14 protein-coding genes, 1 pseudogene and 1 riboswitch are annotated in these 14308 nt (G+C 42.0%); of the genes and pseudogenes, 8 read left to right on the top strand and 7 right to left on the bottom strand.

All coding sequences use genetic code 11. From position 1 onward, the window contains the following. The first annotated feature begins 14 nt into the window (after nucleotides 1–14). Both NST31_RS00205 and NST31_RS00200 read left to right on the top strand, forming a co-directional pair. Nucleotides 15–896 carry a YIEGIA family protein gene (locus tag NST31_RS00205; RefSeq protein ID WP_339163212.1) on the top strand — a complete coding sequence of 294 codons (882 nt, stop codon included), beginning with the start codon at nucleotides 15–17 and terminating at the stop codon, nucleotides 894–896. A 16-nt stretch (nucleotides 897–912) separates the two neighbouring features. Next, nucleotides 913–1110 carry a hypothetical protein gene (locus NST31_RS00200; protein WP_339163210.1) on the top strand — a complete coding sequence of 66 codons (198 nt, stop codon included), beginning with the start codon at nucleotides 913–915 and terminating at the stop codon, nucleotides 1108–1110. Nucleotides 1111–1155: 45 nt separating this feature from the next. Here the strand turns inward: NST31_RS00200 and NST31_RS00195 are convergent, their stop codons facing one another. After that, nucleotides 1156–1971, bottom strand: a complete 816-nt coding sequence (locus tag NST31_RS00195) for an undecaprenyl-diphosphate phosphatase (protein ID WP_339165447.1) — start codon at nucleotides 1969–1971, stop codon at nucleotides 1156–1158. Nucleotides 1972–2267: 296 nt separating this feature from the next. Continuing rightward, nucleotides 2268–2606 (bottom strand): annotated as a pseudogene (locus NST31_RS00190) (ATP-binding cassette domain-containing protein); the annotation flags it as partial. A gap of 803 nt (nucleotides 2607–3409) precedes the next feature. Next, a riboswitch (cobalamin riboswitch) is annotated at nucleotides 3410–3587 on the top strand. Nucleotides 3588–3722: 135 nt separating this feature from the next. Between NST31_RS00190 and NST31_RS00185 the strand changes: the two are divergent. Genes NST31_RS00185 through NST31_RS00175 form a run of 3 tightly spaced genes read left to right on the top strand, consistent with a single transcriptional unit; the run spans nucleotide 3723 to nucleotide 7446 of the window. Next, nucleotides 3723–6002 (top strand): ribonucleoside-diphosphate reductase subunit alpha, encoded by a 2280-nt coding sequence (locus NST31_RS00185; RefSeq protein ID WP_339163208.1) that lies wholly within the window; start codon nucleotides 3723–3725, stop codon nucleotides 6000–6002. Next, entirely contained in the window at nucleotides 5987–6439 is a 453-nt protein-coding gene (locus NST31_RS00180; protein ID WP_077113411.1) for a flavodoxin, read from the top strand. Before NST31_RS00185 ends, NST31_RS00180 begins: the two co-directional genes overlap by 16 nt. After that, nucleotides 6406–7446, top strand: coding sequence for a ribonucleotide-diphosphate reductase subunit beta (locus NST31_RS00175; protein WP_339163205.1), 1041 nt, complete (start codon nucleotides 6406–6408; stop codon nucleotides 7444–7446). Before NST31_RS00180 ends, NST31_RS00175 begins: the two co-directional genes overlap by 34 nt. A 42-nt stretch (nucleotides 7447–7488) precedes the next feature. Here the strand turns inward: NST31_RS00175 and NST31_RS00170 are convergent, their stop codons facing one another. Beyond that, a complete protein-coding gene (locus NST31_RS00170; protein WP_339163203.1) occupies nucleotides 7489–7641 on the bottom strand; it encodes a hypothetical protein in 153 nt (50 codons plus the stop codon). A 551-nt stretch (nucleotides 7642–8192) separates the two neighbouring features. On the opposite strand from NST31_RS00170, the gene NST31_RS00165 reads away from it, so the two are divergent. Next, nucleotides 8193–8444 (top strand): hypothetical protein, encoded by a 252-nt coding sequence (locus NST31_RS00165; RefSeq protein WP_339163200.1) that lies wholly within the window; start codon nucleotides 8193–8195, stop codon nucleotides 8442–8444. Nucleotides 8445–8522: 78 nt separating this feature from the next. Further along, entirely contained in the window at nucleotides 8523–9512 is a 990-nt protein-coding gene (locus tag NST31_RS00160; protein WP_339165651.1) for a S8 family peptidase, read from the top strand. A gap of 80 nt (nucleotides 9513–9592) precedes the next feature. On the opposite strand, the gene NST31_RS00155 is transcribed toward NST31_RS00160, so the two are convergent. Both NST31_RS00155 and NST31_RS00150 read right to left on the bottom strand, forming a co-directional pair. Next, nucleotides 9593–9793: a cold-shock protein gene (locus NST31_RS00155; RefSeq protein WP_077113407.1), complete on the bottom strand. Its 201-nt coding sequence runs from the start codon at nucleotides 9791–9793 to the stop codon at nucleotides 9593–9595. A 282-nt stretch (nucleotides 9794–10075) separates the two neighbouring features. Continuing rightward, nucleotides 10076–10909 carry a Ku protein gene (locus NST31_RS00150; protein ID WP_339163198.1) on the bottom strand — a complete coding sequence of 278 codons (834 nt, stop codon included), beginning with the start codon at nucleotides 10907–10909 and terminating at the stop codon, nucleotides 10076–10078. A 126-nt stretch (nucleotides 10910–11035) separates the two neighbouring features. Between NST31_RS00150 and NST31_RS00145 the strand changes: the two genes are divergently transcribed. Continuing rightward, nucleotides 11036–12862 carry a DNA ligase D gene (locus tag NST31_RS00145; protein WP_339163196.1) on the top strand — a complete coding sequence of 609 codons (1827 nt, stop codon included), beginning with the start codon at nucleotides 11036–11038 and terminating at the stop codon, nucleotides 12860–12862. Here NST31_RS00145 and NST31_RS00140 read toward each other — a convergent pair. Continuing rightward, nucleotides 12849–13589, bottom strand: a complete 741-nt coding sequence (locus NST31_RS00140; protein ID WP_339163193.1) for a hypothetical protein — start codon at nucleotides 13587–13589, stop codon at nucleotides 12849–12851. The two genes, NST31_RS00145 and NST31_RS00140, sit on opposite strands and share 14 nt — an antisense overlap. A 251-nt stretch (nucleotides 13590–13840) precedes the next feature. After that, entirely contained in the window at nucleotides 13841–14308 is a 468-nt protein-coding gene (locus NST31_RS00135) for an AEC family transporter (RefSeq protein WP_139345707.1), read from the bottom strand.

The following is a 14308-nucleotide window of genomic DNA, read 5'->3' as shown; positions in this document are numbered from 1 at the left end:
AAAGGAGCATGGGAATGGACCGATATTTGTTGATTGTTCTAATCGGCATCATTTTTGGATGCATTGCCCGCATTGTTTTGCTGCGGACAGACTTTAGGCAATATCCAACTTATCCGCAGGGCCGGATCATTCATTTGTCAATGGGTTTTATTGCTTCTTTTATAGGGGCGGTTGCCGTTCCTGCCGTTTTAGAATCCAATTGGACTGCGGTTACTTTTTTGGGGTTGGCTGCAACTCAGTTTCGCGAAGTCCGCAAAATGGAAAGGGAGACACTTTCCAATGTTGATTCAAGTGAATTGGTCAAGCGCGGGGCGCCTTTTATCGAGGGGATGGCGCAAGCTTTTGAAAGCCGAAACTATCTCGTCATGTTTACAAGCCTCGTGACAACACTATTTGCTGTTTTCTCCATTTGGGCCGGACTTTTGAGCGGGTTGGCCATGCTGATTGTCGTCAAAAAAAATATGTCCGGGAAAGTGCTGACAGCCATCGCAACAGTTTCTCAGGGGGAGATCCGGTTTGAGGGGCCCCAGCTTTTTGTCAAGGATATACATATAAAGAATGTAGGCCTTGAAGCCAGCCGGCAGCTCATCCTCAAAAGAGGGGTTGGGGCGATTATTACACCGAAACATGAAAACAGTGTCGTCACCATTTCACACCTTGGACAAAGACAGGCGATGCTCCATCATGTTGCCAACATACTCGGCGTCTACCTCGATACAGGAGAACCCGATATCGTCCCTCTATCCAAACGAGATATGAATGATGGAAGAGTCGCCTTATTCATTATGCCGCTAGAAACAGATTTTGAACAAGTTAAAACGGTACTGGAGCATGTTCCAGTGTTGGATAGTGCGATTAGGCTGCCAAATGAAGGGGACAAAGGAAAAAACAGATAAACTGGGGTGGTTTGACGTGGATACAGAAGAAAACAAAGCAAAGATTGCCGCCATCGTTACTCAAAATCAAAACGTGATCCTTGGTGGCGGTGCTCCTGTATTCCTTGTTCATGACAAGGAAGAACTGCAGAAGATAAGCAGCAGCTTGGGAAAAATCCTTGATTCCGCAGCACATGAGATTAATGACCAGACCATTATCATTGTGGCAAGATAGCTGTATGAAAAAACGGCTTGCGAGTAGCCCCGCAAGCCGGCAAGTTCAAGCAAAAATGAGAACAAGTGTCCCAACGACGAAACAATAAATACTAAAATAAATTAAATTTCCCTTTTCCATAATGTTCATAAACCATTTTAAAGAAAAATAGGAAGCCACAATGGAAACAACAAAAGCACTTATATACGGGATAAACAATGTTGTTAAGTCAGGGTCGTTCACCATGTCGGAAATGCTTAGGATCGTTCCGCCCACACTGACCGGTATGTACAGTAAAAATGAAAAGCGCAGTGCTGTCTCAGGTCTCATGCCCATGCCCATCGCACCGACAATCGTCGCTCCTGAGCGGCTGATTCCCGGTATTAAAGCTACCACCTGTGCAAAGCCGACCACAATAGCGTCCTTGAGCGTCAGATCTCCATCCTGTTTTCTTCCTTTTAAATTTCGGATTAAAAACAACGCTACACCCGTTATGAGCAAGGTAACGGCAGTAATATGTACTCCTTTTAGCGTTTCCGAAATCATGTCATTGAACAGAACACCGATGACTCCGGCCGGAATCGTGGCGATTATTAAATAGACAATGAAGCGAAAATCATCCCTCGCCTCTTCGTTTCGATGCAATATGTAAGAAAAGCCGTTCGTCGCAAGACGAATAATATCGTTACGATATATAATTAAAACGGCAATCAAAGAACCTGCATTTACAAGCAATTCAAATGTCAACTTTTTTGTGGAAATTCCTAAAAAGTGCTGGGCAAGCACCAAATGCCCGCTGGATGAAATCGGGATTGGCTCGGTAATTCCCTGAATCAACCCCAGCACGATATATTTAATAGTTTCCATTATATTTATTTCCATCACATCTCACCATCCCCGATTTACTAGAATACCTTTTTTACGTTTGCTTTTCAATTATATTTGGCAAATAAAATGAAAAACAGTAATGTTGTTAAATTGCCATTTTACTCAAGACCATAAGCCGCTGTTTAAGGAGAGAAGTCAAACGCGGGATACTTCCAAAGCAACTTTATCCCGCATATAAGGTGCCGTAAGACTCCCACTTCAAGACTTGATGAGTTGATACAAAAGGTTTAAGTGGGAGAAAACGGCACCTAAATGCCCGATTGGTTCAACTAACATTCAGTAGGAGCCCTACTGATGGACAAAGGCAGCAAGATATTTTCTTTGACAGTTAACGTATCCAGCAAATTATATTCCTGGTAAATGAAGCCGAGGTGATGCTTGCGGAATTCGGCAAGTTGCTTTTCCTTCATGCCGACGATGTCTTTTCCATCAATTTTGATCGTCCCCTCACTCACTTTGTCAATGGAAGAAAGGGCGTTAAGCAATGTCGTTTTTCCCGAGCCTTACGCGCCCAAGATACTGACAAAATCTCCTTTTTCCACTTGAATATCTATTCCTTTTAAAACTTCCTGCCTGTTAAATTTATTTCCGTAACTTTTATAAATTTTTTGCGCTTCAAGAATACTCAATTATGTTCAATCCTTTACTTGATATATTGATCATAAAAGGATTGGATATCTTTTTCCTTCGATTCGACGAACAAATGATAAAAGCATGTGACAAACATGTCACATGCGTGTGGCGTGTCAGATTCTCAAATTCGTTAGAGGAATGTCGTTCCTGTTCCCGGCTATGATTGTTGTTACTATAATGATCACGAGCAAAAATTCGAACCCTGTCTTTTCGGCAACCGCTGGTTTTCCCCATCAATCTTAATAAACTAAAAATATTGGTAAAAGAAATTCATTTTTTCACCACCGTATCGGAATAAGTCGGAGTGTGATCCAAATGTTTTTGCGGCCGACCCATTCGTTTTTAGCATTGTTGTATACATAAAAAAACGCTATAACAAATAGCATCAGGTTACCATTGACTTACAGGCTCTTTTTCTCGGCAAGCTTGATGAATTCGATCACTTTACCATGTTCAAGCTATATGCTTCGGTTTTTCTTCATATTTCAATGGCTGTCTTGGGAAAATAGCCTTAACAACGCCGCGCTCAAGGAGAAACGCGTCTTGTGTTTTCCTCCGTTAGGAAGGGCAGATATTTCCCAAAAGCGGCCAGATGTTTAAAGGCGTGTTTGTTTGTGGTACGATTGTTTGTGTTCTCGCCGACTTTATCACATACAGTTTGTCTCCGTTTTTCATGTTTGAATGTTGCATTTCGTTTATTCAACCGGAAAACGATATTTTGCTTGTCAATTGGTTTTGGCCATGTTATATTTTAGTAGATACAATATTTAGGTGTAACAATCAAATAAAACACAATATATAGTGACACAACAAAGAAGGCGCCCAAAAGGGCTTAAAAGGGAATCCGGTGAAAAGCCGGAACTGTCCCCGCAACTGTAAATGCGTACGAACGGCAATACCACTGTTTTTTAAACGGGAAGGTGACCAAGTAGGACGATGCATAAGTCAGGAGACCTGCCTTTTTTGTCACAGTTTCAATTCTTCGGGGATTGAGAAGATGAAACGATAGTGGAAACCGTCATTTTTCGTGCGCTTTTTTCTCCTATCGTTTGATCCGCTCTCTTCCCGGAGCGGGTTTTTCTATTTTTAAAAAATGAAGAAAAGGTGAGAAAATGACAACCATTATTGCTGAAAAAGAATCTCAAAAGCAGCCATTTGATCGAAAGAGATTATCGCGTTTTATAGAAAGGGTCGCGGACTTAAACTGTCCCGCATACATCGATAAGGTTGTCCGGGTGATAGAATCTAAAAATGAATATCATAAAGATCATATAACGGGCCTTCTCATTCAAGCCGCTTTGGAAAATACGGATGAAGCCAACCCGGATTGGACATACACTGCCGCAAAAATCTACCTCGCAAACTTGTACAAACAGGCCAGTATCAACCGCTCCTATGACAAAAAACAAAAATACGGGGATTTCTATCAATTAATCAAGCAATTAACTGATTTCGGAATTTACTCGACTCGTTTACTTGAAAAATACAGTGAAAAAGAGATTCGGGAGCTGGAACAAATCATTGATCCGGAGCGTGACTTGTTATTTGATTACATAGGACTTCATACATTGGCGACGCGTTACCTGGCAACGGATCATGAAAAAAATGTTTATGAATTGCCGCAAGAACGCTGGATGATCATCGCCATGCATTTAATGCAGGATGAGGCAAAGGAAAAAAGAAAAGAGTGGATTCAGGAAAGTTATTGGGCGTTGTCGAACTTGTACATGACAGTCGCCACTCCTACTCTTGCCAATGCCGGACTTGCGCATGGCCAACTTTCGAGCTGCTTCATCGACACGGTGGAAGATTCGCTGATCGGCATTTACAACAGCAACACAGATGTTGCCAGGCTTTCCAAAGACGGCGGAGGCATCGGGGTCTATATGGGGAAAGTCAGAAGCCGTGGAAGCTCCATAAAAGGATTCAAACACGCGTCATCCGGGGTTCTTCCCTGGATTAAACAGTTGAACAATACAGCAGTTAGTGTTGATCAGCTCGGAAGGAGAAAAGGCGCTGTTGCTGTTTATCTTGATGTGTGGCATGCGGATATTCTTTCTTTTCTCGATTTAAAACTGAACAATGGCGACGACCGTCAGCGGGCGCATGATATTTTTACGGGTGTATGTATTCCCGATCTCTTTATGGAGCAAGTGGAACGACGCGGTGACTGGTATTTGTTTGACCCGCATGAAGTGAGACAAGTCATGGGCTTTTCGCTGGAAGACTTTTATGACGAAGAAAAAGGCGCGGGCACTTTCAGAGAAAAATATGAAGCATGTATTCAAAACGAGACTTTGACTAAAACGCGGGTTCCGGCAATTCAAATCATGATTAGAATCATGAAATCCCAGTTGGAAACAGGAACACCGTTCATGTTTTACAGGGATGAAGTGAATCGCATGAATCCGAACAAGCATGCGGGAATGATTTATTCAAGTAATTTATGTACCGAAATTATGCAAAACATGTCCCCCACTGTGCAATTTGATGAAACAATAGATGGAGACACGATCATTACTTATAAAAAACCTGGTGATTTTGTCGTTTGCAATCTTTCATCCATTAATTTGGCCAAAGCGGTTCAAAAAATAGATGGCCCGCACGATGTACTGGAACGATTGATCCCCATCCAAATCCGAATGTTGGATAATGTCATTGATTTAAACACCATTGACGTTAAACAGGCTGTCATCACCAATCAAAAATATCGGGCTATCGGACTGGGAACATTTGGCTGGCATCATTTATTGGCCTTAAACGGCATTGAGTGGGAATCAAAAACGGCCGTGGAGCTTGCAGACCAATTATATGAAAAAATCGCCTTGCTGGCCATTCGCGCGAGTGTCGAGCTGGCAAAAGAAAAAGGGCCCTACCCTCTGTTCCAAGGCAGTGATTGGGAAACAGGAACTTATTTTCAGAAACGGGGCTATCTGGCCGGTGACAGATCAGACGAGTGGAAAGAGGTCATGGAAGCAGTTCAAACCGCCGGGATAAGAAACGGGTATTTAATGGCAGTTGCACCCAACTCCAGCACATCCGTTATTGCAGGCTCAACAGCCAGCATCGATCCCATTTTCAAGCCTTTTTACTTTGAAGAAAAAAAGGATTACAAATTGCCTGTTGTGGCACCAGATTTAACCCATCATACGTACAACATATACCGAAAATCCGCTTACATCGTAGACCAGCGGTGGTCCATTCAGCAAAATGCCGCACGGCAACGGCATATCGACCAGTCTATTTCATTTAATTTGTATGTTCCGAACAATATCAAGGCGCAAATCATGCTAGACCTGCATTTGCAAGCTTGGGATTCGGGGCTCAAAACGACTTATTATGTCCGTTCAACGGCATCCGATATTGAGGAATGTGTATGGTGCGAGTCTTGATTTGTTACGCCACCTACAGCGGAAACACGGAAGAAACCGCAAAATTGATCCAAACCCGATTGAATAGCGAGGGGATGGAAACAACGATGTACCGGATTGGAAAAGGTCCAATCCCGGACCCCTCCGGGTTTCATGCCGTGGTTCTTGGATCTTTTACTTGGGGAAAGGGCGCCACCCCCGGCATTGTAAAAGATTTTGTATATGAACTGGGGTGGAAACCGCCGAACGTATACGTATTTGGAACAGGAGACACCCAGTTTGGGGGCGATGATTTATTTTGCAAAGCAGCAGACAAGCTGGCGAAGTTTTACTGTTCGCCGATCGCCCCCTTGAAAATAGAACAAAGCCCAAGAGGCTCGCAGGAAAAACATGTCAACAACTGGACGGAAGGAGTTATCAAACATTGCCTGAACTTTTACAAAAAGCAGCCATATTAAACCCTGTCAACCCGAATAAATCTACTGCCCTTTTTGGCGGGAAAGCGAGCGGAATATTAAATTGGAATGATCTTGCTTATCCTTATTTTTACGATTACCGCGAGCAAATCCGCTCATTGTTTTGGCGGGCCAGCGAGGTGGACATGACGCAAGATGCCAAACAGTTTCCCACTCTTTCAAAGCCTGAACAGGAGGCGTTTTTAAAAATTATCGGCCTGCTCGCAACATTGGACGGCCCACAAACGGACTTGGCGGCGAGAATTTCCCATTTTTCCACTGATCCATCCGTCAAATCCATTATGGCTACTATTGCGGACCAGGAAAGTGAACACAATCACAGCTATGCGTATGTCCTTTCTTCTGTTACAACACTTGATAAGCAAAATGAATCTTTTGAAACTGGCAGAAAAGATGAAGTATTGCTAAAAAGAAACGAACGGATTATGGACGTTTATAATGAATTTGCCCATGCTCCTTCCATTCAGACCGTATTAAAAGCGATCGTTTATTCATCATTACTCGAAGGTTTGTTTTTCTATTCCGGGTTTGCATTCTTTTACAACCTTGCCAGACATCAAAAAATGGTGGGAACATCAACGATGATTTCTTACATCAACCGGGATGAACTTCAGCACGGCCGCTTTATGGGCGATTTGTTCCGAGCTGTTCTTGCAGAAAATCCGGAATATAATACAGCTGAATTTTGCAACTGGGTATATGATCAATTTGTTCACGCTGTTGAACAAGAAACCGCATGGAGCAGGTACGTACTTGGAGAGATTGACGGTATCGATCTTCTTGAGATGGAAGGATATATTCAATATCGAGCCAATAAGATGTTGAAATTATTGGGCTTAAGCGAAATATACCCTGATTATACGGAAAATCCGATGAAATGGATTCGGGCGTATGTAGATAACTTTGATGGAACGAAAACAGACTTTTTTGAGCAAAAGTCTCGTCAATATACGAAAACAAGTGATTTAAACGGATTTGATGAGCTCTAAGAAACATGGCCATACCAGCGTCAATTGGTATGGCCTTTTATTTCAGCTCGGGTCGACTTCATCATACGATAAACGGGTGACACGTGTATATTCTCCCTTGCGTACTTCTTTTGTTGTGGCCTTTCGAATCATCTTTTCCTGCTCATCTATTCCGGGAGCGATGGTTGGTTCATTTTTCCTATCTTTTTCTTTCAATTCTGTTCCCTCCTTGCTCTATAATTTTCTCCAGCCCCTTCATTGTTATGTATCTTGAGAAAGAAATACATTATTTTGAAATACCGATAAAGAGAAGCAAAAGTATAAACATGCCAAAAGACTCATTTTCATTCATATCCGTTTTCCAAGCTTGCCAACTGGGTAAATGATTTAAAATGGTTATGAAAGGAGGATTCGTCATGCGCTTATAGTAGATAAAAACGGTTTTGTAGTCATTTTTCCATCCATAAACAAATACCCCGTAGTCATCTCCACTGTTATGGCCGTATAGTAAATTGGTTTTTTGGCAAATGGGCAGAATCCTGTAGGTTGAGGTCGCTGTCAATAGCCTGGTTGTTTGGGAACCAATTTAAAAAACTGTTGAGTCATTGCTTCCGTTTTGGCTTTTTCCCCCATCTTAGATTTGCAAAAACGTGTCCCATTCCCTTCATTTTCTTGGGCAGAAACACAACAACAATTAATGGTATAGGTTTTATGATGATGATTGCCGCTGAAACCATGGGTGATTCCTCTTGAAGGGAGGGATGACTGTGAAAAAATTTAAATCGTGGGCACTTAAAAATGACTGGTGGCTACCTTGGGTCGGTGTTTCTGCAACCATATTGGGGTTGCTGATCCCGGATTCCGTATTAAAGGGTAAACTGTTCGTCATCATCCTTCAACTGATCAAACAACATTGGCTGGAAATGATGTTGATTGGATGGGGAATATTCATCCACCTCGAAATACGGAAGCTTAAAAAAAATGTACAGAATAATCATTCAGCAGATAAAATTAGTTGATTTTCCCTTCATTATCGGAACGGGCGTTCTATTTTCGGAATTTCTTTAATAATCTTACATTAAAAGGAGGAAAAAATGATGAGTCATTTTGCACATGTCATCCCCATTCATATGTTAGAGCAGAAAAAAGTCGTGAATGTAGTCCCGAAAGGCGTTGAATTGATCCAGGCTCCGGAATTGTGGAAGGAAACAAAAGGAGAAGGCATCACTGTAGCTGTTTTGGATACCGGATGTGATGTCAATCATCCCGACTTAAAAGACAGAGTAATGGGGGGAAGAAATTTTACAGATGATGATGACGGCCGTCCTGAAATCTTACAAGATTATAATGGCCATGGTACTCATGTATCCGGAACAATTGCCGCTAGTGAGAACAATAAAGGAATTGTTGGAGTAGCGCCTGGGTGCAACTTACTCATTGTCAAAGTGCTCAACAAAAACGGCGCAGGCCAATATGACTGGATTATCAAAGGGATAAAATATGCGGTTGAACAAAAAGTGGACATCATTTCAATGTCTTTGGGAGGACCTGTTGACCACCCGGAATTACATGAGGCTGTCAGGGATGCTGTCAACAAAAATGTCCTTGTTGTGTGCGCGGCCGGAAACGACGGGGATGGCGAAGAATCATCAGATGAATATGCCTATCCAGGGCGTTATAATGAAGTCATTTGCGTTGGTGCGATTAACTATGACCGCCGCTATCCCGATTTTACAAATTCCCATGATGAAATTGACTTGGTTGCTCCTGGAGTGGAAATCTTATCTACCCATCTTAACGGAAGATATGCAGTCTTAAGCGGCACGTCTATGGCAGCCCCTCATGTGTCCGGTGCATTAGCTCTGATTAAAGTTGCAGCCAACAAACATTTTGCAAGGCCGCTGTCAGAAAGTGAATTATATGCCCAATTAGTCAAACGGACAGTTCCATTGGGATTTTCAGCGAAGATTGAAGGGAATGGCGTCGTGTATTTAACAGCGCCGGAACGACTGGAGAGAATATTTGATGAAGAAGATAAAAAAGAGTTGATTAAAGCTTGTCTGGCGAGCGGAGTAATGAATGCGTAAATCAAAAAAACACGCAAAGAAACAAACGTCTCTTTGCGTATTTGAAAATGGGGCATCATCGGCCCCATTCATTTTTTTGGTTATATTTTTACAACGTTTTCGGCTTGTGGTCCGCGTTGGCCTTCAACGATTTCAAATTCAACGTGCTGGCCTTCCTCGAGTGTTTTGAATCCATCTTCTTGGATCGCACTGAAATGTACGAATACGTCGCTTCCGCCTTCCACTTCAATAAAGCCGAAGCCTTTTTCGCTGTTAAACCATTTTACTGTACCTGTTGCCATGTAGATAAAACCTCCAAAAATTTTTTAATATGTTACTAATATTTACCCTGTAAATAAAAATTTCACATATTATAATCAATACCCACTTTTTGGAGTAGATATTCATTATAACATGTGAATGGAACTCCAATATTGGTACTTAAAAAAGCTTTGATCGTTTTGTTCCCTCTTATCATACAGGAATAAATATGAAAAAGCAAGAAATGAGGAAAGATTTTTGGTCGATATGATCAAATATAATCCGCCCATTTCCTTGCTTTTTCGACATGTTGTTGATGCGGATCATTTCGCTTTCGTCGTCTTGGTCGTTTTCTTTTTTTTAGTGGTCGGTTTTTTATCCGCCTGTGGCTTGGTCCTGTCGATCGAAGCCTGTAATGCTGCCATTAAATCATTCATTTCAGTAACAGGGGCTTTTTCTTTCACAGTTACCAGTTCTTTTCCGGTCCTTTTCGCTTCGACAAGCTCCAATACCCGCAAACGGAAATCGTCCTGATACGCTTCTGGTTGAAAGGTTGTAGTCAATTGGTCAATCAGTAATATGGCAGTGTCAATTTCTTTTTTAGAGACATTGTCAGCACTCGGAATGTTCGGCACCTCTGCTGCTTTTCTGACCTCATCCGGAAAGTGGATCGTCTCCATTAATAAAGTATTAGAGAAAACGCGAATAACCGCTAATTGTTCTTTTGAACGGATCATGATTTTGGCGATTCCCACTTTTTCCGAGGTCGTTAAAGCTTTTCTGAGGAGGCTGTACGCTTTTCCACCGCCATCGGGAGACATATAATAGCTTTTGTTAAAATAAATGGGGTCGATTTCTTGGAGCTTGATAAAATCAATGATTTCTACCGCTTTTTCTTCCCCCCCTCCCTTCAATTCCTTCAGTTCGCTCTCTTCTATCACAACAAACTTGCCTTTTGCCACTTCATAGCCCTTTACAATTTCTTTCGCTTCAACCTCCTGCTCACACGACGGACAAATCTTTTCATATTTTATCGGAGTATGGCATTTTTCATGAAGAGAGCGAAATTTAACATCTTTATCCTCAGTGGCCGCATGCAGCTTGACCGGAATATTAACAAGCCCAAAGCTGATGCTGCCTTTCCACATGGTATGCATAAACTCACCTTCCATCCATTGTCTATTGACACTAGTTTTTGTTCAAAAGATCGTTACATACACAAAAACTTTTGGTAAATGCAGAGCAGTTGGGCAAATTATGAATGGAAAGGTGTGATGTTTAAGATGAAGCCTATGCTCCCTTCTTTGTCATTCGATCCTCCCGGATATGGCAAATGGCGATATGAAATAAAATACGACGGCTACCGAGCCATTTTGGAGTGGAGTGAAGATGCTATTCATCTTTGGAGCAGAAACGGAAAGGATTTGCTGCCCCAGTTTCCAGAGATCAGCCGCTTTCTTCAATCACAAACAGATTTATTCGCAAGCTCCTTTCCCCTTATGCTCGATGGTGAATTGGTCATTTTGGAAAATCCGTACAAAGCAAATTTTCAAAAGTTGCAACAGAGGGGCAGAATGGGTTCAAAAGATAGAATCATGCATGAAGCAACCGCCTGGCCCTGCCGCTACCTAGTGTTTGATCTTCTCGTTTTGAATGGAAAAAGCATGACAGACCACCCATATATGGAAAGAAAATCATCGCTGCAAAAACTTTTTAAAACCGCCGCATTTCCTTTGTCTCCAAACCCCGGCGATAAAAAGCTATGTCAGTATGTTCCAGCTTTCCACTCATTCAAAGATGCCATACAATTAGCGAAAGACTATGATAGTGAAGGCATTGTTGCAAAGGAGCCGCAAAGTCCTTGGGAAGCCGGCAGAAGAACGAGTAGTTGGCTAAAAATAAAAAATTGGAAAACGGTTTCGTGTTTTATCACAGCGTTGGATGAACAAAACAATTACTTTTTTGTCGGGGTATGGAAAGGTGAAGCCATATTTCCACTTGGCCAATTTCTGTTTAATTTGGATGCCCATACAAAAACCGCCCTCATCACGACGATCCGGCAAAATTACGTGCAACGGGAGGGAACGAAACTAGTTGTAAAACCCGGGATTTGTCTTGATCTATATTATTTGGAGTGGGCCGATGGCTTGCGCGAACCCCATTTTAAAGACTTGCGTTTTGACTTGCATCCGGATGATTGTACGTACGAGCAATTTCTGCTTCATGAAGCATCATTTCCAAATGAAGTGGCCATCACCCATCCCGATAAGTTGTTGTGGAAAAGTAACGAGATCACGAAACTGGACTACATTCGCTATTTGCGAAAAGTGTCCCACCTTATGCTTCCATTTTTGGAAAAACGGGCTTTAACAGTCATCCGGGCACCACATGGCATATTTGGCGATTTTTTTTACCAAAAACATAAGCCTGATTCAGCACCTGACTTTGTTGAATCCTGCATGATTGATGACATTGATTATATTGTTTGTAATGATTTAAAAACGCTCATATGGCTTGGCAACCAGTTGGCCATTGAGTTTCATATTCCGTTTCAAACGATCACAACCAACTTTGTAAGCGAAATTGTCTTTGATCTTGATCCGCCTGACCGTTCGAAATTCCCTTTGGCTGTGCGCGCGGCAACCTTATTAAAAAAAATATTGGATGAGTTCAACCTGCATTCTTTCGTCAAAATGTCGGGAAATAAAGGCCTGCAAGTATATATCCCTTTGCCGGAAGATCAATTTACATGGGAGGATACACGGACCTTTACATCATTCATTGCGGAATTTCTCGTTCAATACGATCCAGATTCTTTTACAATTGAAAGATTAAAGAAAAACCGAGGTGAACGGCTTTATATTGATTTTATTCAGCATGCGGAGGGTAAAACCATCATTGCCCCCTATTCTATGCGTAAAAATGAATCAGGGCTTGTAGCCGCGCCGCTTCAATGGAAGGAGTTGACCGACAAGCTTGTCCCCGATCAATTCACCATACAAACGGTTCTGGAAAGAATCAAGCAGATCGAAGACCCGTTCGCCCATTTTTTTACCTGCAAAGAAAACCAGCCTTTTACACAAGCTCTTCAACGGCTCAAAAAAGGGTGATCAGGCAAAGGCACAGTCCTCTTTCCTCCACAGTCAATTGTTCCGCGAATTTTAGCTGTGGAGTATTTGGATGGAAAAACTGCTGCCAGCTAACAGGCATCAATCCTTTTTTAACGGTCATGACCGCTTGTCCATTTTTATAAAGGAACCGATTCGAGTACGGCTTTTTTAATTGATAGCAGTCGGATTCTATTATAAAATTCATTTGTTTTCCTTTTTCTCGCTTCAATGTTATCTTTAATGGTTTATCAGCCCCAAAAAATATAACATCATTCAAGTTGACATACATATAACCGGTATGGCCGTTTCCGTGTTCATGCACTTTAAAAATATGCCCTTTCTCACCCAAGGAAAAGTAACGCAAACGTTCACGTCTTTCCCTTCCTTTGAGAGAAAGAATCGACCACCTCCGTATGCCGTCCGAAGAATATGCCTCAAGTACCGTTTGGGAATTATGAGAAGGGAATAACAAATACGTGTTTCCATGCAACGATGTTGCGCTGTGCACCAATGCAAATGAAACGGCATTCTTTTTAAAGGTAAAATAAACACAGCGAAAAAAATAGTAAACCATGAAAAGAAAAACAGCCACCCCTGCCATATTCGTGAGCAAAAAATCCGTTCTTTTCATATTAGGTAATATGACTACAATAAAGACAACGGCAAATAAGACAGTTTGCTGCAAATAAAGCTTCGACATAAATGAATAATGATCCTTAATGTTCATCGCTTCCCCCCTGTACCAGAAGCTTCAATAAAGTATACGTGACAGCCACCCATTCCATGACTAATATAACGGGAAACTCAATTAGTAGGGACGCCTCATCCCCTACTGGTTGCTAGCTGAACCAATCGGGCTTTTACGGGCAGTACTCTCTCGTTTCGCTTTCCCCTGAGCTTGAAATGAGGTTTACTGCTAGTTATTGCGGGGTCAAGAAAGTGAATGCCCAATTATAGTGCGGGGATGGTCATCATTGATCAGAGTGTTGATAAAAAGACGCCCAGCGAGGCATAGTTTGCGTTGGCGCCGTATTTGTAGGAGAAAAGGGATGTCGTGGGAGCGGACGGCATGCCGGATATTAAGGCGGCGAGAACAAGCAATGAAGAAGGAACATTCAAAAACATAAACGGGAATAGCAGGAAGGGAATGACAAGTAGTTTGGCGCCGGCTGATATCCATAATGTAGTAGTTGTGAATAAGCTTACATATTCATCTTTTTTGATTTCCGCAAGGGAACTGCCAATCATGATCATCGACAGTGGGATTGTTATTTTCTTTCCAAAATGCCAGGCATGCTGGAAGGAGAAAACATCAAAGCAAGACCCGTGATTGTCGCAATAATTCCCGAATTGAACACAATATTTCTCCGATGTAAGCATCTCCCCGAGAAAAGATATAGATCCCATATGTCCATATGAAATGAAATAACAAATGTTAATAATCAT

The organism is Siminovitchia sp. FSL W7-1587, assembly GCF_037963795.1.
Taxonomy (GTDB): domain Bacteria; phylum Bacillota; class Bacilli; order Bacillales; family Bacillaceae_C; genus Siminovitchia; species Siminovitchia thermophila.
This window is presented reverse-complemented; position numbering and strand designations above follow the sequence as displayed.

Excerpts from the sequence above, each read along its gene's own strand:
- NST31_RS00195 (WP_339165447.1), bottom strand. The coding sequence starts at position 1,971 with ATGGAAATAAATATAATGGAAACTATTAAATATATCGTGCTGGGGTTG.
- NST31_RS00150 (WP_339163198.1), bottom strand. The coding sequence starts at position 10,909 with ATGCATACCATGTGGAAAGGCAGCATCAGCTTTGGGCTTGTTAATATT.
- NST31_RS00145 (WP_339163196.1), top strand. The coding sequence starts at position 11,036 with ATGAAGCCTATGCTCCCTTCTTTGTCATTCGATCCTCCCGGATATGGC.
- NST31_RS00135 (WP_139345707.1), bottom strand. The coding sequence starts at position 14,308 with ATGATTATTAACATTTGTTATTTCATTTCATATGGACATATGGGATCT.
- NST31_RS00160 (WP_339165651.1), top strand. The coding sequence starts at position 8,523 with ATGAGTCATTTTGCACATGTCATCCCCATTCATATGTTAGAGCAGAAA.
- NST31_RS00180 (WP_077113411.1), top strand. The coding sequence starts at position 5,987 with ATGGTGCGAGTCTTGATTTGTTACGCCACCTACAGCGGAAACACGGAA.
- NST31_RS00185 (WP_339163208.1), top strand. The coding sequence starts at position 3,723 with ATGACAACCATTATTGCTGAAAAAGAATCTCAAAAGCAGCCATTTGAT.
- NST31_RS00205 (WP_339163212.1), top strand. The coding sequence starts at position 15 with ATGGACCGATATTTGTTGATTGTTCTAATCGGCATCATTTTTGGATGC.
- NST31_RS00155 (WP_077113407.1), bottom strand. The coding sequence starts at position 9,793 with ATGGCAACAGGTACAGTAAAATGGTTTAACAGCGAAAAAGGCTTCGGC.
- NST31_RS00140 (WP_339163193.1), bottom strand. The coding sequence starts at position 13,589 with ATGAACATTAAGGATCATTATTCATTTATGTCGAAGCTTTATTTGCAG.